Raw genomic sequence first — 24,793 nt, forward strand, 5'->3', positions numbered from 1 at the left:
CATATGGAGACGTTAATAACCATCCTAGTAGGTGTATTGGTTACTGTCGCAACATATTTAATAATGTCGAAAAGTGTGCTTCGTGTCATTTTGGGCACAGCGATTTTTTCCCATGCTGCACACTTATTAATTCTAACAATGGGCGGATTAAAAGGTGGAACAGTGCCAATCCTTGGCGATGAGGAGCCAGGGGCATTAACAGATGCACTTCCACAGGCATTAATTCTAACATCAATTGTTATTAGTTTTGCCGTAACAGCTTTAGTTCTTGTCCTTGCATATCGAACGTATCAAACATTAGGTACAGATAACTTCGAAGAATTGCGAGGTAGTAAATATGAATAACCTGATAGTACTACCAATGGTTCTTCCTATTTTGGTAGGTATTATATTAGTATTTTTGCGTCCTTATATTAAAACGCAACGAGTGATTAGCTTATTAACAATGATTGTAAATATTGGTATCGCCATTTATTTATTGAACATCATTCAAAAAGAAGGAATCATTCGTTTGGATTTTGGAGGCTGGGAACCACCATTTGGTATATTATTTGTTGCTGATTCATTCGCAATGATTCTTGTATTAGTGGCGAGTTTTGTCACATTGACTTGTTTGATTTTCGCATTTTCTTCCATTGGTAGGAAAATGGAAAATATGTATTTTTATACTTTCGTTAACTTCCTAATTGCAGGAGTAAACGGATCATTTTTAACAGGTGATTTATTTAACCTATATGTAAACTTTGAAATCATGCTACTAGCTTCCTATGTATTAATTGTACTTGGTGGAAGAAAGATTCAGCTACGTGAGTCACTGAAATATGTGGTTATTAATATCTTATCCTCTTGGTTCTTCCTTGTAGGGATTGCCTTTTTATACGCACAGCTTAGTACATTAAATATGGCACATCTCTCACAATTGATTAGTGAATCAGGACAAACACCTTTACTAACCGTGACTAGTTTAGTCTTTCTCATTGTATTTGCACTGAAGTCAGGATTACTCTTGTATTTCTGGTTACCAGGTTCTTATAGTGCACCACCTGCCGCAGTTGCAGCTTTATTCGGTGGTTTACTGACGAAGGTTGGAATCTATGTAATGTTCCGTATGTTTACTCTGATTTTCTACCATGAGCCACAGGTTACGCATACAGCTATTGGTATTCTTGCTGGACTTACATTAATCGGTGGTAGTATTGGCGCAATTGCCTATAAGGATATTATGAAAATTGTATCTTATAATGTCATTATTGCTGTTGGATTTATTCTAGTAGGACTTTCCGTAATGACTCCAGAAGCAATTGAGGGCGCCATTTATTACTTAATGCATGACATGATTGCAAAAACATTACTATTTCTTCTTGCGGGTACGATGCTTATTGTAACTGCGGAGAGAAAGTTTAATTTAATGAGTGGTTTGATTCGAAATTACCCAGTCTTTGGGTGGATATTCTTTATTACCATGCTTTCATTAGCAGGTGTGCCACCTCTAAGTGGATTTATCGGTAAGGTTCTTGTTGGTCAAGGTGCTGTTGAGACAGGAGCATTTATCTTATTGGCATTAGCGTTTATATCTAGTATCTTTGTTCTATACTCTTTATTGAGGATATTCTTGAACAGTTTCTGGGGCGAGACAATTATTAGCTTTGATGATGAAGTGCCAATTAAAAAAGGTTGGATGACTTCCTTCGTTTTACTAACTATAGGGATGGTTGTCTTAGGGTTTGGAGCGGAAGCCTTCGCACCTTATGTAAAAGACGCTGCTCATACGCTAATGAACCCAGAAGTATATATTGATGCTGTATTGAACGACTTCTAGAAAAGGAGCTGACGATGATATGCCAGCACAATTCGCTTTAAATATTTTTATCGCGATTCTATGGACGCTAATCAGTGACGAACAAGAATTGCAATTTACTACATTCGTAGCAGGCTTCATAGTCGGAATCGGAATCGTATTTTTAATGCATCGTTTCTTTGGTGAAAGATTTTATCTTGCGAGACCATATGCATTATTTAAATTACTTCTCATTTTCGGTAGAGAACTTTTTACGTCAAGTATATTAGTATTATCACAAATTCTTAGCCCTAAAATAAATTATGAACCAGGAATCATCCGCTATGAAACTGATATGCGTGGAGAATGGGAGATAACGATGATTTCCCTTTTACTAACCTTAACTCCTGGATCCGTTGTGATGGAAGTGACGGAGGAAGAGGATGCATTATATATTCATGCAATGGATGTGGAACAGTCAAAAGAGATGTTACTTGGTTCTCTAAGTAGTTTTGAAAAAGCAATTAAGGAGGTAACGAGATAATGGTCGAAACAATTTTAACGATATCCTTAGTATTCTTTGGAATTGCAATTGCAGTAACGGTTTTACGAATTATAATTGGCCCAAGTCTGCCAGACCGAGTACTTGCGCTTGACGTTATCAGTGTGCAAATTGTTTCGTCTCTTGCAATTATCACCGTCCTCCTGAATACACCAGTATTCTTAGAAGTAATTCTAGTTTTGGCAATCTTAGCGTTTATAGGTACGATTGCTTTTTCAAAACATATCGAGAGAGGTGTAATCATTGAGCGTAAGCGTGATCGTTGAGTATATAGGTGTATTTTTAATTTTCATAGGCTCACTGATGGCATTGGTTAGTGCAATTGGACTTATCCGTTTTAAGGATGTTTATACACGTTCACATGCAGCGACAAAAAGCTCTACGCTTGGTGTATTATTAACTTTAACAGGTGCATTGTTATATATCATAGGTGCAGAGGGCTATTTCAGTGTTAGACTTGTCTTAGGAATTATCTTCGTGTTCTTAACTGCTCCAGTTTCGGGTCACCTCGTTACAAGAGCTGCATATCGCAGCAAGGTTAAATTGTCTGAGATATCTGTTGCGGATGAGTTAAAAGAAGTGATCCACGGAAAAGATGTAAAAATGAAAGAAAATGAATGAAGTTATAGGAATGAGGGTAATTTATGACGAAGACATCCATTTATGGACTGACTTATAAGGAATTAGAAGAATGGCTCGTGGCAAATGGTGAAAAACGATTTCGAGCAAATCAAGTGTGGAACTGGGTCTTTAAGAAAAGAATTAATAATTTTGAAGAAATGCATAACGTAAATCAATCCACAATTGATTTATTAGAGGAACACTTTTTCATTCATACGTTAGAAGAGGAATTAAAGCAAGAATCTAAAGATGGTACGATTAAGTATTTATTCAAACTAGCAGACGGCAATTTGATTGAAACAGTATTAATGCGTTTTGATTATGGCCTTTCTGTATGTGTAACAACACAAGTCGGCTGTAACATTGGCTGTTCCTTCTGTGCAAGTGGACTTTTAAGTAAAAGTCGGGACTTAACAAGTGGAGAAATTGTAGAACAAATCATGAATGTGCAAAAGCACTTAGATAGTAAGGGCAACGACGAACGAGTGAGCCATATTGTTGTCATGGGAATTGGGGAGCCATTTGATAATTATAACAACCTAATGAGTTTCTTAAATGTAGTAAACGATGAGGACGGCCTAAATATTGGTGCGCGTCATATCACTGTTTCCACGAGTGGACTTGCTCATAAAATTTATGAGTTTGCTGACACTGGAATCCAAGTGAACCTTGCAATTTCAATCCATGCTCCAAATGACGAATTGCGAACACAGATAATGAAGATTAACAAAGCTTTCCCAATTGAAAAACTGATGAAAGCTGTCGATTATTATTTAGAAAAAACAAATCGAAGAATAACGTATGAATATATTATGTTGAAAGATATCAATGATCATAGAGCACATGCAAGAGAACTAGCGAAATTACTATACAATCACCGCCATCTTGCATACGTTAACTTGATACCATATAACTCAGTTGATGAACACATTCAATACCAACGTAGTGAAACAGATTCTATCCAAGCATTCCACGAAACATTAAAAGTGAATGGGATTAATTCAGGCGTACGTTGGGAAAACGGAGCAGATATCGATGCTGCATGTGGACAACTGAGAAGTAAACAAATTATAAAAGACAAAAAACGTAAAGTAGTATAATAATCATAATAAAACCATAAGCCTCCAATAGTAACCGACTAACATCCGTTCACTAAGAGGCTTATTTTTGGGCTATGTTAAACCTATTGTTGAGGATAATTAATAAGAAGGATGTAAAATTAGCTTCGGAAATATACGAAGACTCCTGCGGGATGGAAGCTCACCAGCGGCCCGCGGAAAGCGAAGTATATTTCCGAAGCGGGTTTGTGCTCATTACAATATGGAGCTTTAACATAGTTTATTTTAAGAAGTCTATTAGGAAAGGATTACGGCTATGACAGAGAATATTAAAACTTTATATGAAAATAAAAAAACAACACCTGAGCATATCGCTGAAAATGTCCAATCTGGCTGGGTATGTGGTTCAGATATCGGACTATCGCTACCTCCTGCAATTGTTCAAGCAGTCGAGAAACATGTCGAAGAAAAGCAACTTGATAATATTATTTATCACACCATGCTAGATTGGTTTCCAATGAATTTTTACCAAGAAGCACAAGAACGCATAAAAGGAGTTACATGGTTTTCAGGAGCGCAGTCGAGAAAAGCAGTTAATCGAGGGATCGCCGATGTCATGCCAGCTTACTTTCATGACATTCCAAAGCTGATTGAAAAACAAGAAAGACTAGATGCAGTCTTTCTATGTGTGACACCAATGGATGAAAACGGTTATTTCAATACGGGAGTAGCTGGTTCACTAAGTGAAGCGTTAATTAAACGAGCAGACCGCATTTACCTTGAAGTGAATGAGCATGTTCCTCGTTCACTCTCAGGCCCAGTTATTCATATCTCCCAAGTGGAAGCCTTCTGCGAAAACCATACTGCTCTGCCAGATTATCCAAGAACTGAATTAGATGACGTTAGTAAAAAAATCGCGAGCTACATCGCAGACGAAATCCCAGATGGCGCAACCATTCAGTTTGGCATCGGTGCAATTCCGGATGCAGTCGGTAAAGCATTGCGAGACAAAAAGGATTTAGGGATTCATACGGAAATGTTAACCGAGAGTATGGTTGAACTGGTTGAAAACGGAGCAGTAACGAATGAAAACAAAGAACTTTACCCTGGTAAAACAGTTGCTTCCTTTGCATTCGGTTCTCAGCGCGTATACGATTACGTGCATAATAACCCTGCAGTGCAAATGCTCCCTATTCAATATGTGAATGACCCGAATATTATCCGTACCATTCCCAAATTCATGTCAATCAACTCAGCGATAGAGGTTGATTTTTATGGACAAGTTTGTGCGGAATCTGTAGGAACAAATCACTTCTCTGGAACTGGAGGACAAGTTGATTTTGTACGGGGTGCAATTTTATCTGAAGGCGGAAAAAGCTTCTTAGCGTTCCCTTCGACTGCTAAAGGTGGCACAGTTAGTAGGATTAAATCCGTACTGACTCCAGGATCAATTGTAACTACAAGCAAAAATGATGTTGATCATGTTGTCACTGAATACGGCCTCGTAAAACTTCTTGGAAAAACAGTTGGAGAAAGAACAAAAGCTTTAATTAGCATTGCCCATCCCAAATTCCGTGACGAACTATTAAAAGAAGCAAAAGAGAGAAACATTATTATTTAAAACCCAAACAAAAAAAGCGCGGGCTCCTAGTTAGATTTTAAACTAGAAGCTTGCGCTTATTTATATTCTCGCAGAAAGACTAAGTTGTCCATGTGCATTCATAGAAGATACTTGGTTTTTCCCAAGCTCTTTGGCTCTGTATAGCAGTTCATCCGCTTCAACATAAGCTTTTTTAATATCAGTAGTTTCCAATGCTTTAAAATAATATAAACCAAAGGATGCCGTACATGTAACACTAATTTCATTCCCACGAAACTCTGCTTTCGCTTCTGATTGTGCGATTTCTCTTTGAATATTGTTAACTAATGACTGACACTGCAAGAATGTTCGATTACGCAATATGATCGTGAATTCTTCTCCACCACTACGGAATATATAATCATCAGGATCAATAGACTTTTTAATCTCAGATGCAAAATGAGTAATAACAGAATCCCCAACAGAGTGGTTGTACGTATCATTCACACGTTTAAATTCATCAATATCACATATAATAATCCCTAAGTTCTCACCTGATTGATTCAGGTCATTCATTACTTTATTCATGTATGCTCGATTATGGATCTTCGTTAGGTAGTCTGTATAAGCCATTTGTTCGAAGCGATCTCTTTCTTTTTTATGTTGCATGCTCGCTGCCTTTGTTAAAGCAGAGCGGCTAAAGATATAGTTTAGCAAGAACAACGCGATCATCAATTCCCACTGATGATTCACCATAAAGATAAATAAAAGACCATTTGTAATCGCTTTTTGCAGCGACTCTAGCATGCTCCTACCAGTAATTAAATCATATGCATCCTTCTTTGTTTTAATATCTCCCATAATAGAAAATACTCCGACAAGGAAGAAAGAAGATAGTGTATCGATTATATACACAATAGCAATGATCAATAACCAATACCCGATCACCGGAATCATTTCGAAATAAGGTATTAAAATGTAATACATGTAAAATCCTAAAGAATGTAACAAGGTGGGTGCACCGATATTATAAAAGGTATGCAAAAACTCATCCTTATCGGCAGTATCTGTACGTTTACGATAGAGGAAAATATAAAACCGGTTTACTAATTCAAATAAGAATATTCCTAGAGGACCAGTAAATAACCCAAAAGAAAGACTATAAGAAATACTGTAGTCTACGTTCACTCTACCTGTTTTAACGATGGTTTTTAAGTGAGAATATAATGTCGTAAATAAAAGAAATATAATAAATACTTGAGCGTACAATGGCCATTCAATTTCAAGCGGGCCAGATGCTATAGCTACAATAAATGAGAGTATGAATATTGCAAAAATATAGGCTCTTAGTCTGTTTACCATGAATGAGAACCTCCTGTTCTAAACAAAATTAAACAAATGTAATATGAGGATAATTCCCTAGTGCTTATTAATCATACCATAAAAATTATTAATATGGTTAAAAAAATGATATTTTGTACAATAAACTAACTTTTTAGTTCTTTTAATAGTAAGAAAGCTAGTTTTGACTTAAAAATATGAATGTAAATAAGGTGTTTAGGGATTTTTAATTCTTATTATTCAACAATAGAACACTGAAAGGTTCAAAAAAAACAAAAGTAATCCTCATATATTGTAATTGATAGAGTTGTCTGAGTCTACAAAAAGTTAGTCGTTCTGACAGCAAAAATATTAATAGTATTACTTTTAAACTAATGATGATTGAAAGCAAAGACTTTCTATCCATATAAAACTGTCACATATAGTTCTTCAATTGGTTACTTATAAAAATTAGTCTATCTTTAATTAAAATTTTATGATACAATCACTTTTATACATAAATGCATTAATGCGTTAAAGTCTAAAGGGAGGAAGGAAAATGAAAAAGTTTTTATTAACAATAATTGCAGTTGGACTAGTTCTACTTGCTGCATGTGGTAGTTCTGATGATGCAAGTGGGGAGTCTGGAGATAATAAAAATGCAGATGATGGAGAGACATATGTTGTAGGTGCAACACAAATTGTAGAGCATCCATCATTAGATGCTGCTTATGAGGGATTTAAAGAAGCTTTAGCAGATGCTGGATTAGATGTAGAATACAAATTCCAAAGTGCACAAAATGATCAAAATAATGTTAAACCAATATCAGACGGATTTGTTGCGGATGACGTTGATTTAATTTTTGCTAACTCAACACCAAGTGCTTTAGGAGCTTTACAAGCTACAAGTGAGATTCCAATTGTCTTTACATCTGTTACAGATGCAGTTGATGCAAAGCTTGTCCCATCTATGGAAGAAGCTGGCGAGAATATTACAGGAGTAGTTGACCTTCATCCTGATGCGATTGGTTCTACAATTGACTTTATCGCAGAGTATTTCCCAGGTGCTAATGTGGGAGTAGTTTACAACGCTGGTGAGCAGAACTCTGTAACCCAAATTGAAGCAGTGCAGGAAGCTGCTGCAAATACAGATTTAACAATTATTGAACGTACAGTTGCAAACACTGGTGAAGTTCATCAAGCTGCAACAACTTTAGTAGAGGATATCGATGTGTTTTATATTTTCACAGATAACACAGTGGTATCAGCACTTGATAGTGTAATAAGTGTTGCAAATGATCAAGACATTCCATTAATAGTTGGTGAGCCAGACTCGCTTGCAAAAGGTGGGTTTGCAACCTTTGGAATTGATTATAAAACGATTGGCTACCGTTCGGGCGAAATTGCTGCCGAGATTTTAACTGGTGAAAAGGCTGCTAGTGATTTCTTAGTGGAGTATCCACCAGAAATTCAACTATTCATTAATAAAACTGCAGCAGAAGAGCAAAATGTTGAATGGAATGACGCTTGGGATGAACTTGCACAGTTCATCGAATAGTTAAAGGAACAACTAGAAAAACTGACAGCCGCTCAAAGGTTTTAAGAGCGGTTGTCTATATTTATTGACAGCTGGAGGAATGCAATATGTTTATATCAATGTTTGGTGCCGTAGAATCAGGAGTTATTTATGCAATTATGGCACTTGGAGTTTATTTAACCTTTCGTGTACTTGATTTCCCTGATCTAACGGTTGACGGGAGTTTTGTAACGGGAGCAGCTGTCGCAGCGCTATCTATTATTAATGGTGTACCCCCGATTTTAGCAACAGTATTGGCGGCACTAGCTGGATTTATAGCAGGTACAATAACAGGTTTATTGCATACAAAAGGAAAAGTTAATCCGTTATTAGCTGGTATCCTTATGATGACAGCCTTGTATTCTGTTAACTTACGAATCTTAGGACAACCAACCTTATCGATGCATATGGAAACAACTATTTTCGATCAGCTCAATGCTGTTTGGGTAACAGGAATAGATGACTTTTTGAATAGCATTCTTAGTATGATTGGACTTGAACGATTGCCGAGTACTTGGGGCATTCTAATTATCATGTTAATCGTAACGGTTGTAATTAAATTGATTACAGATTACTTCTTAAAAACTGAGGTAGGGCTTGCGATTCGTGCGATAGGAGATAATAAGCGAATGATCCGTAGTTTATCTGCTAATACAGATAATCTTACAACATTCGGTGTTGGTCTTTCGAACGCTCTCGTAGCACTTGCTGGTGGATTAATTGCACAGCATGGTGGTTTTGCTGATGTGGGTATGGGAATCGGGTTAATTGTAATTGGACTTGCTTCGGTTATTATTGGAGAAGCATTATTTGGGACGAAAACCATTGCCCGTGCAACATTAGCCGTTATTGGTGGTGCGATTATTTACCGAATGATCGTTACTTTAGCACTGCGAGTTGATTTCTTAGATGCTGGTGATATGAAGTTGATCACAGCAATTATTGTTATCATTGCACTTATTTCGCCAAAAATTCTTCAAACCCAGAGAGAAAAGAAAATCAGACAGAAGAAACGAGCTGCATTAAAACATCAGGCAGGAGGTATGTAAATGCTTGAGATTAAAGATATTTCAATCGTATTTAATGAAGGTACAGTTGATGAAAAGAAAGCATTAAATAATATAAATTTAACACTGGATAAAGGCGACTTTGTTACGGTGATTGGGAGTAATGGAGCTGGAAAATCTACTTTAATGAACGTGATTGCTGGACAGTTAATCCCAGATGTTGGCGATGTAAATATAAATGGGAAGCAAGTTGTACATTTACCTGAGTTTAAACGCTCTCAGTTTATTGGACGTGTTTTCCAAGATCCAATGGCAGGAACGGCACCATCGATGACAATCGAAGAAAACTTAGCGATAGCATATTCGAGAAACAGAAAACGTCGTTTAAAATTTGGTGTGACAAATAGCCGACGCGAAATGTTTAGCAAGTATCTTGGTCGATTAAACCTAGACCTTGAAAGTCGCCTGACAGCTAAGGTCGGATTATTATCAGGTGGGGAGAGGCAGGCTCTTTCTTTATTGATGACAACATTCACTGATCCAGACATTCTGCTTTTAGATGAACACACAGCAGCGCTAGATCCATCACGTGCGGAGTTAATTACGAAGATAACGAAGGATGTTGTTGAAGATTCAGGATTAACGACACTGATGGTAACTCATAATATGCAACAAGCACTTGATCTAGGAAACCGTCTAATCATGATGGATAAGGGTCAAATAATATTTGAAGCAAGTGGTGAAGAAAAAGAAAAGCTAACTGTAGCTGACTTGCTTAAAGAATTCCAACGCATTCGTGGGGAACAATTTGAGGATGATCGCGTAGTATTAGGGTAATAAATAATCTAACATGGTTATTTTTATTCTAACTTACTACTTAATAAACATCTTAAATTTTAAAATCCGGTGGGCTGTGCTCATTGGATTTTTTTGTAATCTAAATGTAAAAATTGTAATATAATTGTCACAATCACTTGACATATAGGTGGGTCAATATGCTAGTATGGTAGAGTATCTGACAGAAATTTTAAAGGAGAGAACGAATATGCGAAAATATAAAGTAATTTTATTATTACTCGCAAGCATACTCTTACTAGCAGCATGTAATGAAACGACACAAGCAAATACAGCAAATGATGCAGAAATAAACATTAAACAAATGGTTCATGAATATAGTGTGGGTACTTTCGAAGATGTTCAAGCAGCAATTACGTATAATGAATTAATTATTACAGATGAAAATGAAGAAGAGACACGATATCCTCTTCCTGATGATAAATTCTTTGTCTCCATTGCGCCTTATGAAAATGTTACACATCCATGTGAAATTCATAGTCTAACAGGATGCCAAGGTGAAATGGTAGAAGAAGCTTTTCTGGTAGAAATTCTAGATAGTGATGGTAATTTGGTAATGGAAGAAAATATTAAAACAATGGAAAATGGTTTCATTGATTTATGGTTACCACGTAATGAAGATTACCAAGTAAAAATGACACATGATGGTAAAGTTGCTGAAGGAATTATATCTACTGCGGATGGTGCGCAGACATGTATCACGACGATGCAATTAAAGAAAGCAACGGATGAAATATAAATGAAAAGTGCTGTATTCCATTAGATGGAGTACAGCACTTTTTAATGGCATAGGAAACTATAAAATTTGAACTTTGTGGATCTCTCCTTTTGACAGGGATAGCCACGTCCGGCTCCAGCGCCCAACGACTATCAAACTTCGCACTCCTCCAATCGATAAGTCAACATCGACTCGTACCTCGTCGTGTTTCCTTTATCTCATTACGAAGTACTCCAGTTTGTACGTCGCTGAACGGGCGCTTGCGCCTTTGTTCTTAAAATTAAACAACACCTTGAGCGATCATCGCGTTAGCTACTTTTTTGAAGCCTGCGATGTTTGCTCCTTGAATTAGGTTTGTTGCATTGTAAAATTCAACTGTTGCATCTCTACAGTTTTTATAAATATTCTTCATAATTTCCTGTAGTCTTTCATCAACTTCTTCAAATGACCATTTGAGACGCATACTGTTTTGTGCCATCTCTAATTGTGAAACTGCAACACCACCAGCATTTGTAGCTTTTGCAGGGCCGAATAAAATATTATTTTTCAAGAATACTTCGATTGCTCCTGGTGTGCTTGGCATATTTGCGCCTTCAGCGATAGCTTTTACACCATTACTTACAAGCTGTGTTGCATGAACTTCATTTAATTCATTTTGTGTCGCACATGGAAGTGCAATATCACATGGTACATTCCAAATTCCAGAACAATCCTCATTATAAACAGTCTTTGGATAATAATTTAGGTATTCTTGAATTCTACCGTTATGGATTTCTTTAATTTCTTTTATCGTTTCTACATCAATACCGTCTGGATTATAAATATAGCCAGAAGAATCACTACAAGCAATAACACGAGCACCGAACTCTATTGCTTTTTCCATTGCATAGATCGAAACGTTGCCTGAACCAGACACGACAATTCTACTTCTATTTAATGGTATTTTATTATCTTTTAACATTTCATTTAAAAAGTATATCGTTCCATAGCCTGTAGCTTCTTTTCTTGCCAAACTACCGCCGTAATCTTGAGCTTTACCAGTTAAAACTCCAGCTTCATATGCGCCACGAATCCGTTTATATTGCCCGAACATATAGCCAACTTCTTTTGCACCTACTCCAATATCTCCAGCAGGGATGTCAACATCAGGCCCAATATACCTCGCTAATTCAGTCATGAAACTTTGACAAAAACGCATGATTTCCATGTCAGATTTCCCTTTTGGATCAAAGTCAGAGCCACCTTTACCGCCACCAATTGGTTGTCCAGTTAAGGCATTTTTAAATGTTTGCTCAAAACCAAGGAATTTCACAACACTCAAGCTAACTGTAGGGTGAAAACGAATGCCACCTTTAAATGGACCGATGGCACTATTAAATTGTACACGATAGCCACGGTTCACTTGAGCCTTTCCATTATCATCCACCCAAGTTACTCGAAAAGATATGACTCGCTCGGGTTCAACTATTTGTTTTAGAATACCTTTTTCAATATAATAAGGCTCTTTTTCTAAGAGAGGTAAGATTGATTGGAGGAATAAGGCAACAGCCTGATGAAATTCTTCTTCATGCGGATCTCTTTTAACCACTTCATTATAAATTTCATCCAAATACGCAGAAACATCTATCTTTTGTGCAGAGTTATCTTTTGTTGATTGCATTGTGGTTTCCCTCCCTAATTTATTTATCTACAATTAATTTCCATTTTACGCTTCTTCATTCATCTAAGCAATGCTAATATTAGATATAATTGATGCCAATATGAGATAATAGAAAAAAGGGGGGATAAAGTGGAATTAAGACAAATTCGATATTTCATTGAAGTTGCTAAAAAAGAACATGTTACAGAAGCAGCTAACAGTCTGCATGTTGCTCAATCAGCAGTAAGTAGACAAATTGCTAAACTAGAACAAGAACTAGAAGTGAACCTATTTATTCGTGAAGGAAGAAATGTCCGACTAACCCCTATCGGAGAAATTTTTCTAGAACATATGGAACAAGCACTTCAAGTAATTGAAGATGCTAAACAAGTAATTACAGAATACACAGATCCGAAAAAAGGTACGATTCATGTTGGATTTGCCAGCAGCCTTGCTTTATTTATTATGCCAACAATTATTTCTACTTTTCGCAAGCTATATCCTGAAGTCCATTTTCATTTTATCCAAGGGAATTACTATGAACTCAAAGAATTTGTTATTCAAGGGAAAACCAATATGGCATTCCTTGCACCTGTTCCGACCCAAGAAAAAAGATTGATTGGTAAAGTATTATCAACAGAGAGAATTTCAGCATTATTACCTGCTGGGCACCCAAGAGCAAGAGAAACATCAATAAAACTGCATCAACTACGTGAAGAAAACTTTATTCTTTTCCCTAAAAGCTATATTTTACGAGACATCATTGTTGATGCATGTGAGCAAATTGGATTTACACCGAATATCACGATTGAAGGAGATACACTAGATTCTCTTAAAGGCTTTGTATCAGCAGGCCTTGGAATTTCATTAATACCAGAAAGTGCTTTATTAGAAAATACTCCTCGCTCCACCGTTCAGGTTCCTATTATAGACCCAGAGGTTACGAGAACAGTAGGTATTATTATTCCGGAAGACCGAGAATTATTACCAACGGAAAAAGTATTTTACGAATTTGTCGTTGATTTCTTTAGTCGTATCGAAAGGTTCCAGAAATAAAAGGGAATAGAAAATCCCGCTTCTACTAATAGAAACGGGATCAAAATTTAATCAAAGTAATTTAAAAGTCCATTTGCAACCGCTTCTGCCACCTGTTGTTCATGACCAGCAGTACGAATTACTGACATATCATATGGATTTGTTAGGAAACCGAGCTCTAAAAGAATAGCTGGTGCATTCGTTTGTTGAAGTACTTTATAATTTGCAGGCACCATTCCTCGGTTATTTAGAGGGAGTGAAGTTGCAAGAGAGTTATGTACATTTTGAGCAAGTTCACGTCCATTGATTCCTGTATAAAAAGTATTTAGTCCAGACACAGACATGACTGGAAAAGCATTATAATGAACACTGATAAAAGCATGCGTATTATATGCATTACTTATATCGATTCGTTCATCTAAAGCTAAGAAATAATCAGCAGTTCTCGTTTCGATAACTGTTGCGCCATATGCTCGAAGTGTATTAGCGATTTGTCTTGCTGTGTTTACAACGATGTCTTTTTCATAAACCCCATCGATACCAATAGCTCCAGAATCTCTACCACCATGACCTGCATCAATAACGATATTAATTCCTGCCAATGAGTTGTTCGAAGATTTTACAGGTACACTTGCTGCAGGAGTTGTTGCTGTTTTTTGCTTCGCGTCCGTTGTGAGCCAAGCAGCAATCCAACCGGTTTTTCCCTTTGCTAATGAAATCTTCAGCCAATCACCAGAGCGATCTACTACGGTGAAGTTTTTTCCAGCAGTTGTGCCACCAATAGAAGTATAATTAACTCCCGGGCCTGATCGAACATGAACACTTGAAGCAGTAATAGTTACTTCATTTCCAGATACTTGGGATACGGGCGTTGGTTGTTTGGTCGTGGTATTCGTCGCGATCAGGTGATGCTTCGCTATCCAAGCAACTTTTCCGGCGTAGTAGGTTTGTGCCCAGCCGTACTTCTCTTGGAAAATAGTTACTTTATCTCCTTTTTTCAAAAGCCCAATGATTGTTGAGTTTGCTGCGGGCTCTTCTCTAACATGTAGGATTGATGAGCTTACTTCATATGTTGCACCGTTTGCTTGTGCTGTGTCTTGTACGATTAAAAAGAATGGAAGAACAAGAATGATTGCTATAAATAATTTGATGGATTTCATGTAGACCTCCCTGGTTGGAAAAATTATGTAATCAATAAATCTATCATAATATGAAACTAAATTGGAGACAAGTAAATATTAGAGATTATTGAAAATTAGTTTTATTATTTTAGAAGCCACAAAAATATTTTAAACAAAAAAAGCAGTGGAACGATATTGTCCACTGCTTTAACTCATTAATCCCATACCTCACTCGCAATTACGAGAGTGATGCAAAGTCCGATCCCCATTGCTATAACATACATCAACATACTAATTACCTCCTGCCTTAACAACCTTATACTATTATTATAGTATAAATTGCTCAAAAAGAAAATAGAACCATATTACTTCTTTTGTGTAAGGGTAGGTCATGCTCTAATCCATTTCCAAATTTCGCCAGGTGTGGCGTTTTTACCGTACATCAAAATACCAACTTGGAAGATCTTGCCTGCTAATCTAATAAATAGACCTGTACTTACAATAATAATAACTAGCGAGATAATAATCTCAATCCAAGGCCAAACATCAAGCATCGCAAGTCTTACGAGTAAGACACCTGGTGCTGTGAATGGAATGTAGGTACCAATTTGCGCCATCAATCCAGATGGGTCTGCAAGTACTGGACCAATGAAAATTGCTGGCAAGAATGGAAGCATCATAACCAAACCCTGGAAGTTTCCAGCTGTAGATATATCTTCCATTGTCGCACCAATTCCTACGAAAATAGCTGCAAACATTAAATAGTTTAAGACTGCTAGAGCAAGATACAGAATTGTCTCTGGTACGAATAGGTATTCAAAGAATGGTATATCTGTCAGATACAGTAGATATGGAATTAAGAAAATCATCAATACTGCCGTCTGAATAAGTCCTAAAACAAAATAACCGATAATTTTACCTTGCATGAGTTCACCAGGTGTTAAGGAAGAAAGAATAATTTCAGCAATTTTTTCTTTCTTTTCTTGTGAAGCACTTTGGAAAATTGCCATACCAGTAAAGACAATAGAAATTAGAATAATAGCTGCAAATCCAGCTGGGACGAGTTTAGCAATAAATTCATCATCAGCAAATCCCGATTCTTCAACGACAGTCCCATCTGTCTCTCCAGAAGCAATATTTACCTCTTCAAAGTAAACCCCTTGCATGACAGCTGCTGCTTGTTCATCTGTCAGTCCCAACTGATCCATTTGATAGGCAAGCACAGGTCCTTGAAGGGTACTTATTTGATGAATGAAAAATGCATCCATGCCTTCACTTGTGTAGACAGGTATTGAGCCAGAAGAAACTGTTTCTTCATTTAAAAATAGATAAGCAACATTTTCACTATCAACGAGTTCACTTTCAACTTCGTCTTCTGTTATATCTGTCTGACTTACTGTCCAATTTAAATCAGCCGCGGTGGCGGTAGCTTCGATTTCGTCATAGACACCAATTGCATCATGAACATACAATAAGATTTCATCAGCGTCAGCTACATCATCTTCAGAGCCTCCACCTATTAAACTTCCAATAAAACCAAATCCGATTATAAGTAATGGTGTTAGGAATAAGCTAATGATAAAGGATTTATTTTTTACGTTACGCTTAATTTCCCATTTCGCTACTTTCATTGAATTCTTCAAATGGCTTACCACCTTTCGTAATCAGTCGTTTATCTGTTGCAATATCAATGAATATTTCATGTAAAGAAACTCTGTCAATTGATAATTCATTAATCGTAAGTTCTGCAGGTAGGTTTCTTAGCCATACACTAGGGTTTACATCTCTTGTTAAGTATAGAATGGACTGGTCACCGTCTTGTTCCACAGATTCGACATCTGAAATTTTTTCGAGTAAGGAAATGTCGTTCATTCCATTAATCGTACATTTAAAATTAGCATATTCTGTTTTTACATCATCTAATGTGCCATAGATTACTTTTTGTCCACGTTGAATCATGAATAAACGATCACACATTTCTTCTACTAGATTCATTTGATGTGAGGATAGTAGTATTGCTGTACCATTATCTCTTAAATGACGAATTTCATTTTTGAAAACATCTTGACTGACTGGATCTAGTCCAGAAAAAGGCTCATCAAGTATGAGTAATTCGGGTTCATGAATAATGGAACCAATAAATTGTACTTTTTGGCCCATTCCTTTAGAAAGTTCTTCAATCGCTACTTTTTCTTTGCCCTCAAGATCGAACTTTTTTAAATAGTAAAGGATACGTTCTTTTGCTTTATCTAATGGATAATCTTTTAAATCAGCGAGATAAAGAAGAATATCCATAACCTTTACGTTTTTGTATAGACCACGCTCTTCAGGAAGGTAACCGATTTTATGTTTTGGAATTCCTTTTCCACTTTCGTTATGAAAAGTAATTTCACCTTCATCGGGGTACATGATTCCCATGATGTTTCGGATTGTTGTGGATTTCCCAGCACCGTTTGGTCCAAGAATCGCCATGATTTCCCCTTTTTTAACATCAAATGAAATATCATGTAGTACTTGTTTGTCTTTAAAATACTTATTTAGACCATTTACTTTAAGTATTGTTTCCTTCATTTATAAACCACCCTTCAATAAAAATATGTAAAATTAAGTTTGTTATAATAAGTGATACGAAAAAATAGCTTGGAAGTTTCATAAGTTATTATTTTTTTGGAAATTTATCTGGTATAAAGGTAAGTTTTACAAGTTTAACACAAGAAGCATTTCCATAGCCAAAAGCTAAAGTTGGATATGGATTAAAGAATTTAAATTTACTTAGAAAACCAATTGGTCTTGATTAATTCAAATTTGTTTCGCAATACTGTATAATAGAGTATTAAGCAATGAGGAGAGGAAGTTTAGGATTGTGATGGAAGAAAAGATAAAGAATCAGCCCATTAGGGAAAAGATTTGGACAAGAGATTTTATTTATATCTGGCTTGCAAACTTTTTTATTTTTCTTGGCTTTCAAATGACATTACCGACGCTTCCTCTCTATGTAAAAGAACTGGGCGGCAGCGATCAAACGATTGGACTTATCGTTGGGATCTTTACATTCTCGGCATTACTCGTCAGACCATGGGCAGGGCATGCTTTAGAAACTAAGGGACGAGGATTTATTTATATATTCGGTTTAGCATTGTTCTTAGTGACAATGGGAATTTACGGATTTGTAGCGAGTATACTATTTTTAGGAGTTGTTCGTTTGATTCAAGGTGTAGGTTGGGGTCTCTCAACTACAGCTGGAGGGACAATTGCGACAGATCTAATTCCTCCAAAAAGACGCGGGGAAGGGATGGGTTATTTCGGATTGTCAGGTAATATCTCGCTCGCATTAGGGCCATCACTTGGGTTGTGGTTAATTGGGTTTATATCCTTTCAGACGCTATTTCTCATTTGTGCTGTCCTTGGATTAATTGCACTTCTATTCTCATTTGGAATACGTTACAAGAAAGTAGAAGAGATTCCTGAACCAGTAAAAGTTGCTCGTTTCGATGTTTTTGAAAAAACAGCAATTCAACCAGCTATCCTTATGTTCTTTATAACAGCTACATTTGGAGGGATAGCGACATTCTTACCACTACATGCGATGGAAAGAAATGTTGAAGGGATCGAGATATACTTCCTTGTTTATGCGATTTTCCTTATGATTTCACGAACATTCGCTGGAAGGATTTATGATAAGAAAGGTCACCTATATGTATTCATACCAGGCACAATTTTGATCTTTTCATCCATGCTTTTATTAGCCTGGCTTCCAAATATGACAGTGTTTCTAATTGCCGCAGCTATTTATGGATTCGGTTTTGGTACCGTACAACCTGCATTACAGGCATGGGCAGTGGATAAAGCAGAGGCAAATCGTAAAGGAATGGCAAATGCGACCTTCTTTTCCTTCTTTGATTTAGGAATTGGGTCAGCAGCAATCTTCTTTGGTTTATTAGCTTCTACATTAAATTATGCGTCGATTTATATTGCATCAGCGATTTCCATTCTATTTTCAATGGCATTTTATATTTATTTCTTTATAAAGAATAAACGCGAGCAAACGGCAAAAGGTAGGTTATAATACGTGAAAACGTTAAAAGATATTAATTTAAGTAAATTTTTCCCGTCCGTTATTTTCAGGCGCGGAATGGAATATTTCAATAAAAACCGTGTATCAGATTTAACTTATGATATGAATCATCAAGTTTGGACGGCTACTGTGTATGGAACAGAAGAGTATTTCGTGGAAATTAGTATGGAAGATATTGCGAACAACGTCATCGAAACGCATTGTGATTGTCCAGCTTTCGATACGTATAACTCCTGTAAACATATTGTTGCAGTTTTATTAAGTGTGCAAGCCCAAGATTTAAAGGGCGGGGTTGCAAATGCAAATCGAAACTATACGCTAACAGATAACTTCATCCATACAATGAGTGCTTTCCAAAGTTATGAAAAGAAAACGGTAAGTATATCAACAGAACTACCACTTCAAGTTGAATATTATATAAAAACAAATTATAAAGGACAGCTCTTACTTGAATTAAAAGTAGGAGAGAGCCACTGCTATGTCGTAAAAAACGCCTTTCAATTCTTAGAGGCTGTTCATGATGAACGTGAACACTTTTTTACAAAGAAGTTTACTTATCAACCTAGAGAGCATTATTTTTTACAACAGGACTTAGCTATTTTTGAAAAATTATACGCTATTTACTATAACGAAAGCATTTATCAATCTTCATTTTTACCACATTCGGGTTCAGCGGATAAACGATTTATCCTACTCCCGACACTTATCGCAAAAAATATATTAGAAATGTTAGAAGAGCGTACGTCTTTTGTAACTGTCCAAGAGCATACACATCAGCCCCTGGTAGTTGAAAAAGATAGCTTACCATTCCAATTCCTTCTAGAAAAAAATGATAATAAAGATGTCACACTAAGTTTGACAGAAGGAAACGATGTAGAGATTTTAATGGAATACGAGATGCTTTACAGTGAAGGCGTGTTTTACTACTCAAAGAGGGAACAGTTAAATATTGTAAAGAGCTTAAATCGTTTTAACTTGAAGCATTTTGAATTAGCCATATCAAAAGCTCAAGCAGATCAATTTTTCTCTGAGGTCATTCCTTCATTAAAAGTAATAGGGGATGTACAGGTTGCTGAGGAAATTATAGAGGAAGTCATTCAAGTTCCTCTTCAAGCAAAGTTTTACCTCGAACAGAAAGAAGATATTATCACAGGAAAATTAGAATACCATTATGGAAAACATTTAATTGATCCATTTAATGGACGTGAGCTCCATGATGTAATCATTATGCGTGATGTTGAAAGTGAAGCGAAAATCATGCAGCTGATTGAGCTAGCGAACTTTCATTACAATGGAAAAGAATTATTTTTGGAATCTGAAAACGAAGAGGAGCTCTATGAGTTTCTTTATCATATCTTACCGAAGCTTGCAGAGAAACTTGAGTTATTTTTAACTTCAGAATTAAAATATATGATTGTTGAGCATGAACCATCTGCTACAACAAATGTAAAACTTGATTCTGCCACGAACCTTCTAGAAATTAGCTTTGATATCGACGGCGTAGATGACCAGGAAGTACATGAAATTCTCCAGGCTGTAATCGAGAAAAAACGTTTCTACCGGTTACAAAGTGGTGCAGTCATGTCGCTTGAAAATGATGCATTTTCTTCTATTAATAAGTTCTTTAATGATATGAACGTAAAAAATAAGGATTTAACAGATGATGGAAATGTTCAGATGCCACTGTACCGAAGTGCGCAAATTGATGAATTAATTGAAACAAAGAAAACCTATGATCCAGCATTCCGTTCACTTATGCACCATTTGCAAGCACCGGAAGAGCAAGTGTATGAGTTACCAACTACTTTAAACGCAACTTTAAGAAATTACCAAGTTACAGGTTATCAGTGGTTTAAGTCTCTAAGTCATTATCATTTAGGTGGGATTTTAGCCGATGACATGGGGTTAGGGAAGACGATTCAAACGATCTCTTATATTGCTTCAGAGCCGAGCGACAAGATTCACCTTGTAGTTGCGCCATCCTCTGTTGTTTATAATTGGAAAAATGAATTTGATAAGTTTACACCACATTTAAATGTGGCGATTTTAACTGGAACACCACAGGAAAGACAAAAGAAAATCGAAGAAGAAAAACATATGGATGTCTGGATTACTTCCTACTCTACATTGCGTCAAGATATCGAGCTTTACAAGGATATTGTATTTCAGTCGATGATTATTGACGAAGCACAATTTATTAAAAATTATGCAACGAAGACTTCTCAAGCGATAAGGCAGGTTCAGGCAACACGACGTTTTGCTTTAAGTGGAACTCCTATCGAAAATTCAATTGAAGAACTTTGGGCGATTTTCCAAGTAGTTTTACCTGGGTTAATGCCGAGTCAGCGTGTATTCAAGCAATTATCCAATGAAAAAATAGCTGCTATTACAAGGCCATTCATATTAAGACGCTTGAAACAGGATGTATTAAAAGAGTTGCCGGATAAAATTGAATCGGTAAGTGTTTCAGAACTTACACAGGAACAAAAAGAACTATATGTCGGCTACCTGCAGCAAGTCCAATCGGAAGCAAAGCAGTCAATCAATGAAAGTGGCTTTAACCAAAACCGTATGAAGATTCTTGCAGGCTTAACGCGACTTAGACAAATATGTTGTCACCCATCTCTCTTTATTGAGAATTACGAAGGCACTTCAGGAAAGCTGGAGCAGCTGATGGACACGGTGAAGACAGCATTGGAAAATAAAAAACGTATGCTGATTTTCTCACAATTTACAAGCATGCATGAAATTATCATTAAGGAATTAGAAAAAGATGGAATTGATTTCTTCTATCTAAGTGGAAAAACCCCTTCAGAAGAGCGCTTAGAAATGAGTGAACGTTTTAATGGCGGGGAAAAGGATATCTTCCTTATTTCCTTAAAAGCTGGAGGTACTGGACTTAACTTAACCGGTGCAGATACCGTAATTCTATATGATTTATGGTGGAACCCAGCAGTTGAAGACCAAGCAACAGGTAGAGCACACCGTTTTGGTCAAAAAAATATTGTCCAAGTGATTCGCTTGATTGCAGAAGGTACAATCGAAGAAAAAATTTACGAACTGCAACAGAAGAAACGCGAACTTATTAATCAAGTCATTCAACCAGGCGAAGCCATGCTAAGCAGCCTAAGTGAAGATGACATAAAAGAATTATTGAGTTTATAATGATTCATTAAAAATAAAGTAGCCCCTTGTATCTAAAATATTTAGATGACAGGGGGCTACATTTTTATTGGTTTAAAGTAAATAACTTTCTTGGTCTACCTTTTGTATATGGACGTTCTTTACCAGAAATTTTAATTACCTTTCCAGTTAGCAGTTTATTAACCGTCCGTTCTGCACTACGCTTCGTAACTTGATAGAATAACGCAACATCATTAGTGGAGAAAGGTTCATTATTTCTTTCCTTAATAAAATCTATAAAATTATAAGATAGCTCATTATTTAACCTTGCATCATGAATAAGTGCTCGGTATAAACTCGACGTATCAATTTCCTTTTTAATTCCGATTGGGCCAATCATTTCTTGTCTTTCGTTAACGATGTAACAAATGCTATGCTCGCTTTTTTTACATGCTTCAAGAGCAATACTCGCATTTGCGGCGGATTCTTTTGCATTTAATCCTAATCCAAAACCTAAGTATACAGGTAGCTTCATAGTAGATTTTAACTCTTGTAATAATGGAAACTCCCTATAATGCTCTTTCAAATGTTTTAATATCTTATCGGTACCAAACACCATAATCGTGTCATCCGTTGTACGTACAAAGTTAGCATCTGTTTTATTGGTAAAGGATTGTAAAATCCCTTTTAACTTATCTAAAACATCTTCTGCGTAAGGCGCGATAGTTTCATCAGTACGATTCAATCCTTTGACAGAAACATAACCAGTAACAATTTGTTTGTTTTCTGAATCCTTTAGGTTCGCAAGTGAGAGGCTATCTTCAATTGCATTCACAAGATTAAAGTCTGGAATTTTTAATGTATCGCAAGCTATATTTTTTTCCTTTAATTGATCCGTTACTTCTTCAAGCGAACTAAGTACATAATCAATTTTCTCGTTTTCCCATAGATCTTGATAATAGGAAACTATTTTTTGGATATTGGGATATTCGTAAGGATCATGTACATATACATAAGTAGGCTTATCTTTAATGTCTAATGCATTTATCGTTTCTTCGAGCGTACTTTCATTCGTAACATCTATTGCTAGTCTTTGAGTATCAATTTGCTGTATAGAATAGAAGTTAGTTGAAAGAGCATATGGATCAAAGTCAACCATGACGGTGGCTAAACGCTTTTTAGAGATTTTATCTTTTGCATACTGATAGGATATTGGATCACAAAATAAATAGACATCACTAGCAAATACTGTATTAAGTAGGTCTACAGTTTCTTCCGCTTTTCTATAGATAAATGGAAGAATCTCAATATCTTCATAGTTAGAAGCAAGACCCATCAGACGTCCTACCGTATCTTTTGTCCCAAAAGCTGCGACTTTAATTTTCATAAGCTCACTCCAATCTATTGGAAAATAGTTAATAGGTATAATTGCTTTCATCATATTGAATTTTCGTAATATTGTCAAGAAGAGAGGAAGTTTTAAAGGTGGAATAATCAGTTTATAGTATTTTCTACCTATAATTGGAGATTAGTAATGTCTTTAACTATGAAAATTATGTTAATTTATTTCCAATTAGCGCTCATAGTAGATTATTTTATTGACAAAGTGTGATTTTTTGTTAGAATCTAACTTACATAAATAAAGGGGGTTTTTATTTTGAAGAAGAAAAATTTATATTCACTTCTCGCGATGTTAGTTGCTGTAACGTTACTTCTAGCAGCATGTGGAGGAGACGATAATGGGGCAGACGGAGAAGATGGGGAAGACCCAGAACTAATTAGTATGTTAACAGGTGGTACGAGTGGTACTTACTACCCACTTGGTGGAGAGATGGCAACAATTATTACAAATGAAACTGGCATTCAAACGGATGCGCTTTCATCTAACGCATCAGCAGATAACGTGCAAGATTTAGCTGACGGAAATGCTGAACTTGCATTCGTGCAAACCGACGTTGTAGCGTTTGCTTATGAAGGAATTAATGCATTTGATGGAAACAAGGTTGATAATGTATTAGCAATTGGAAACCTTTACCCAGAAACAGTGCAAGTTGTTGTAAGAGCAGATGCAGGAATTAATTCAGTTGAAGATCTTGCAGGAGCTACAGTGTCAGTTGGTGCACCTGGTTCAGGAACGTACATTAACGCTGAACAAATTCTTGAAGCACATGGTATGACAATGGATGATATTGATGCAGAGCATTTAGATTTTGGTGAATCTACAGGTGGGATCCAAGATGGTAATATTGATGCCGCTTTCATTACTGCAGGTTGGCCAACAGGTGCAGTTGAAGGTTTAGGTGCAACAACAGATTACATTATTCTTCCAATTGAACAAGATAAAATTGATTCAATTATAGAAGAATACCCGTACTACTCGGCAGATACGATTCCTGGTGGAACTTACGGTGGTCTTGATGATGATATCAATACAGTTGCTGTAGGTGCGATGGTTGCTGTTACAGACACTCTATCAGAAGATGCTGTCTATGAAATTACGAAAGCAATCTATGAAAACGCAGGATCTATCACTCACTCTAAAGGTGAATTTATTACAATTGAAAATGGTGTAGCAGGTATTGGAATTCCTTTCCACCCAGGTGCTGAAAAGTTCTTTAAAGAACAAGGAGTACTTGAATAAAATGAATTAAAATTGTAGCCGGCGTTCAAGACGTTCCTATTAGTTTTGAAGCCGGCTGCTTTATAAATTAGAAATACATATGATAA

21 protein-coding genes are annotated in these 24,793 nt (G+C 36.4%); 15 read left to right on the forward strand and 6 right to left on the reverse strand.

Features of this window, described 5'->3' with window-relative positions:
• The first annotated feature begins 3 nt into the window (after positions 1–3).
• The 7 genes from ACXYMZ_RS01355 to ACXYMZ_RS01385 all read left to right on the forward strand — a co-directional run bounded on the left by ACXYMZ_RS01355 (position 4) and on the right by ACXYMZ_RS01385 (position 5,639).
• Positions 4–345: a Na(+)/H(+) antiporter subunit C gene (locus ACXYMZ_RS01355; protein ID WP_458946553.1), complete on the forward strand. Its 342-nt coding sequence runs from the start codon at positions 4–6 to the stop codon at positions 343–345.
• Complete coding sequence (locus tag ACXYMZ_RS01360) at positions 338–1,819, forward strand: Na+/H+ antiporter subunit D (protein ID WP_458946554.1); 1,482 nt, start codon at positions 338–340, stop codon at positions 1,817–1,819. The genes ACXYMZ_RS01355 and ACXYMZ_RS01360 overlap by 8 nt, the downstream gene beginning before the upstream one ends.
• A gap of 19 nt (positions 1,820–1,838) precedes the next feature.
• On the forward strand, positions 1,839–2,321 hold the full coding sequence (locus tag ACXYMZ_RS01365) for a Na+/H+ antiporter subunit E (RefSeq protein WP_458946555.1): 483 nt from the start codon (positions 1,839–1,841) through the stop codon (positions 2,319–2,321).
• Complete coding sequence (locus ACXYMZ_RS01370) at positions 2,321–2,605, forward strand: Na(+)/H(+) antiporter subunit F1 (RefSeq protein WP_458946556.1); 285 nt, start codon at positions 2,321–2,323, stop codon at positions 2,603–2,605. The genes ACXYMZ_RS01365 and ACXYMZ_RS01370 overlap by 1 nt, the downstream gene beginning before the upstream one ends.
• The gene (locus ACXYMZ_RS01375) at positions 2,583–2,960 is read left to right on the forward strand and encodes a Na+/H+ antiporter subunit G (protein ID WP_458946557.1); all 378 of its coding nucleotides are present in this window, start codon (positions 2,583–2,585) and stop codon (positions 2,958–2,960) included. The genes ACXYMZ_RS01370 and ACXYMZ_RS01375 overlap by 23 nt, the downstream gene beginning before the upstream one ends.
• Before the next feature lie 23 nt (positions 2,961–2,983).
• A complete protein-coding gene (rlmN, locus tag ACXYMZ_RS01380; RefSeq protein WP_458946558.1) occupies positions 2,984–4,060 on the forward strand; it encodes a 23S rRNA (adenine(2503)-C(2))-methyltransferase RlmN in 1,077 nt (358 codons plus the stop codon).
• A 274-nt stretch (positions 4,061–4,334) separates the two neighbouring features.
• Positions 4,335–5,639, forward strand: coding sequence for an acetyl-CoA hydrolase/transferase family protein (locus tag ACXYMZ_RS01385; RefSeq protein ID WP_458946559.1), 1,305 nt, complete (start codon positions 4,335–4,337; stop codon positions 5,637–5,639).
• 60 nt (positions 5,640–5,699) lie between these two features.
• On the opposite strand, the gene ACXYMZ_RS01390 is transcribed toward ACXYMZ_RS01385, so the two are convergent.
• Complete coding sequence (locus tag ACXYMZ_RS01390; protein WP_458946560.1) at positions 5,700–6,959, reverse strand: GGDEF domain-containing protein; 1,260 nt, start codon at positions 6,957–6,959, stop codon at positions 5,700–5,702.
• Between the two features lie 517 nt (positions 6,960–7,476).
• Between ACXYMZ_RS01390 and ACXYMZ_RS01395 the strand changes: the two genes are divergently transcribed.
• The 4 genes from ACXYMZ_RS01395 (at position 7,477) to ACXYMZ_RS01410 (ending at position 11,094) form a co-directional block, all read left to right on the forward strand.
• Complete coding sequence (locus ACXYMZ_RS01395) at positions 7,477–8,475, forward strand: ABC transporter substrate-binding protein (RefSeq protein ID WP_458946561.1); 999 nt, start codon at positions 7,477–7,479, stop codon at positions 8,473–8,475.
• An 86-nt stretch (positions 8,476–8,561) separates the two neighbouring features.
• The gene (locus ACXYMZ_RS01400) at positions 8,562–9,542 is read left to right on the forward strand and encodes an ABC transporter permease (RefSeq protein ID WP_458946562.1); all 981 of its coding nucleotides are present in this window, start codon (positions 8,562–8,564) and stop codon (positions 9,540–9,542) included.
• The gene (locus ACXYMZ_RS01405) at positions 9,543–10,337 is read left to right on the forward strand and encodes an ABC transporter ATP-binding protein (protein WP_458946563.1); all 795 of its coding nucleotides are present in this window, start codon (positions 9,543–9,545) and stop codon (positions 10,335–10,337) included.
• 208 nt (positions 10,338–10,545) lie between these two features.
• Positions 10,546–11,094, forward strand: coding sequence for a CueP family metal-binding protein (locus tag ACXYMZ_RS01410; protein ID WP_458946564.1), 549 nt, complete (start codon positions 10,546–10,548; stop codon positions 11,092–11,094).
• A gap of 259 nt (positions 11,095–11,353) precedes the next feature.
• Here the strand turns inward: ACXYMZ_RS01410 and gdhA are convergent, their stop codons facing one another.
• Entirely contained in the window at positions 11,354–12,733 is a 1,380-nt protein-coding gene (gene gdhA / locus ACXYMZ_RS01415; protein ID WP_458946565.1) for an NADP-specific glutamate dehydrogenase, read from the reverse strand.
• 129 nt (positions 12,734–12,862) lie between these two features.
• Here gdhA and ACXYMZ_RS01420 point away from each other — a divergent pair, with 129 nt between their 5' ends.
• Entirely contained in the window at positions 12,863–13,768 is a 906-nt protein-coding gene (locus ACXYMZ_RS01420) for a LysR family transcriptional regulator (RefSeq protein ID WP_458946566.1), read from the forward strand.
• Between the two features lie 47 nt (positions 13,769–13,815).
• Here the strand turns inward: ACXYMZ_RS01420 and ACXYMZ_RS01425 are convergent, their stop codons facing one another.
• The 3 genes from ACXYMZ_RS01425 to ACXYMZ_RS01435 form a co-directional block, all read right to left on the reverse strand.
• The gene (locus ACXYMZ_RS01425) at positions 13,816–14,907 is read right to left on the reverse strand and encodes an N-acetylmuramoyl-L-alanine amidase (protein WP_458946567.1); all 1,092 of its coding nucleotides are present in this window, start codon (positions 14,905–14,907) and stop codon (positions 13,816–13,818) included.
• A gap of 350 nt (positions 14,908–15,257) precedes the next feature.
• Complete coding sequence (locus tag ACXYMZ_RS01430; RefSeq protein ID WP_458946568.1) at positions 15,258–16,511, reverse strand: ABC transporter permease; 1,254 nt, start codon at positions 16,509–16,511, stop codon at positions 15,258–15,260.
• Complete coding sequence (locus tag ACXYMZ_RS01435) at positions 16,474–17,439, reverse strand: ABC transporter ATP-binding protein (RefSeq protein ID WP_458946569.1); 966 nt, start codon at positions 17,437–17,439, stop codon at positions 16,474–16,476. The genes ACXYMZ_RS01430 and ACXYMZ_RS01435 overlap by 38 nt, the downstream gene beginning before the upstream one ends.
• A gap of 295 nt (positions 17,440–17,734) precedes the next feature.
• On the opposite strand from ACXYMZ_RS01435, the gene ACXYMZ_RS01440 reads away from it, so the two are divergent.
• Both ACXYMZ_RS01440 and ACXYMZ_RS01445 read left to right on the forward strand, forming a co-directional pair.
• Positions 17,735–18,934 carry an MFS transporter gene (locus tag ACXYMZ_RS01440; protein ID WP_458946570.1) on the forward strand — a complete coding sequence of 400 codons (1,200 nt, stop codon included), beginning with the start codon at positions 17,735–17,737 and terminating at the stop codon, positions 18,932–18,934.
• Between the two features lie 3 nt (positions 18,935–18,937).
• Entirely contained in the window at positions 18,938–22,108 is a 3,171-nt protein-coding gene (locus ACXYMZ_RS01445; RefSeq protein ID WP_458946571.1) for an SNF2 helicase associated domain-containing protein, read from the forward strand.
• Between the two features lie 64 nt (positions 22,109–22,172).
• On the opposite strand, the gene ACXYMZ_RS01450 is transcribed toward ACXYMZ_RS01445, so the two are convergent.
• Complete coding sequence (locus ACXYMZ_RS01450; protein ID WP_458946572.1) at positions 22,173–23,453, reverse strand: hypothetical protein; 1,281 nt, start codon at positions 23,451–23,453, stop codon at positions 22,173–22,175.
• 270 nt (positions 23,454–23,723) lie between these two features.
• On the opposite strand from ACXYMZ_RS01450, the gene ACXYMZ_RS01455 reads away from it, so the two are divergent.
• A complete protein-coding gene (locus ACXYMZ_RS01455) occupies positions 23,724–24,707 on the forward strand; it encodes a TAXI family TRAP transporter solute-binding subunit (RefSeq protein ID WP_458946573.1) in 984 nt (327 codons plus the stop codon).
• The last annotated feature ends 86 nt before the right edge of the window (positions 24,708–24,793 follow it).

It is taken from the genome of Oceanobacillus sp. CAU 1775 (genome assembly GCF_054482815.1).

What these genes read in the sequence shown, in the direction of transcription:
- ACXYMZ_RS01355 (WP_458946553.1), top strand. Translation starts at nt 4, where the DNA reads ATGGAGACGTTAATAACCATCCTAGTAGGTGTATTGGTTACTGTCGCA.
- ACXYMZ_RS01360 (WP_458946554.1), top strand. Translation starts at nt 338, where the DNA reads ATGAATAACCTGATAGTACTACCAATGGTTCTTCCTATTTTGGTAGGT.
- ACXYMZ_RS01365 (WP_458946555.1), top strand. Translation starts at nt 1,839, where the DNA reads ATGCCAGCACAATTCGCTTTAAATATTTTTATCGCGATTCTATGGACG.
- ACXYMZ_RS01370 (WP_458946556.1), top strand. Translation starts at nt 2,321, where the DNA reads ATGGTCGAAACAATTTTAACGATATCCTTAGTATTCTTTGGAATTGCA.
- rlmN (WP_458946558.1), top strand. Translation starts at nt 2,984, where the DNA reads ATGACGAAGACATCCATTTATGGACTGACTTATAAGGAATTAGAAGAA.
- ACXYMZ_RS01385 (WP_458946559.1), top strand. Translation starts at nt 4,335, where the DNA reads ATGACAGAGAATATTAAAACTTTATATGAAAATAAAAAAACAACACCT.
- ACXYMZ_RS01390 (WP_458946560.1), bottom strand. Translation starts at nt 6,959, where the DNA reads ATGGTAAACAGACTAAGAGCCTATATTTTTGCAATATTCATACTCTCA.
- ACXYMZ_RS01395 (WP_458946561.1), top strand. Translation starts at nt 7,477, where the DNA reads ATGAAAAAGTTTTTATTAACAATAATTGCAGTTGGACTAGTTCTACTT.
- ACXYMZ_RS01400 (WP_458946562.1), top strand. Translation starts at nt 8,562, where the DNA reads ATGTTTATATCAATGTTTGGTGCCGTAGAATCAGGAGTTATTTATGCA.
- ACXYMZ_RS01405 (WP_458946563.1), top strand. Translation starts at nt 9,543, where the DNA reads ATGCTTGAGATTAAAGATATTTCAATCGTATTTAATGAAGGTACAGTT.
- ACXYMZ_RS01410 (WP_458946564.1), top strand. Translation starts at nt 10,546, where the DNA reads ATGCGAAAATATAAAGTAATTTTATTATTACTCGCAAGCATACTCTTA.
- gdhA (WP_458946565.1), bottom strand. Translation starts at nt 12,733, where the DNA reads ATGCAATCAACAAAAGATAACTCTGCACAAAAGATAGATGTTTCTGCG.
- ACXYMZ_RS01425 (WP_458946567.1), bottom strand. Translation starts at nt 14,907, where the DNA reads ATGAAATCCATCAAATTATTTATAGCAATCATTCTTGTTCTTCCATTC.
- ACXYMZ_RS01435 (WP_458946569.1), bottom strand. Translation starts at nt 17,439, where the DNA reads ATGAAGGAAACAATACTTAAAGTAAATGGTCTAAATAAGTATTTTAAA.
- ACXYMZ_RS01440 (WP_458946570.1), top strand. Translation starts at nt 17,735, where the DNA reads ATGGAAGAAAAGATAAAGAATCAGCCCATTAGGGAAAAGATTTGGACA.
- ACXYMZ_RS01450 (WP_458946572.1), bottom strand. Translation starts at nt 23,453, where the DNA reads ATGAAAATTAAAGTCGCAGCTTTTGGGACAAAAGATACGGTAGGACGT.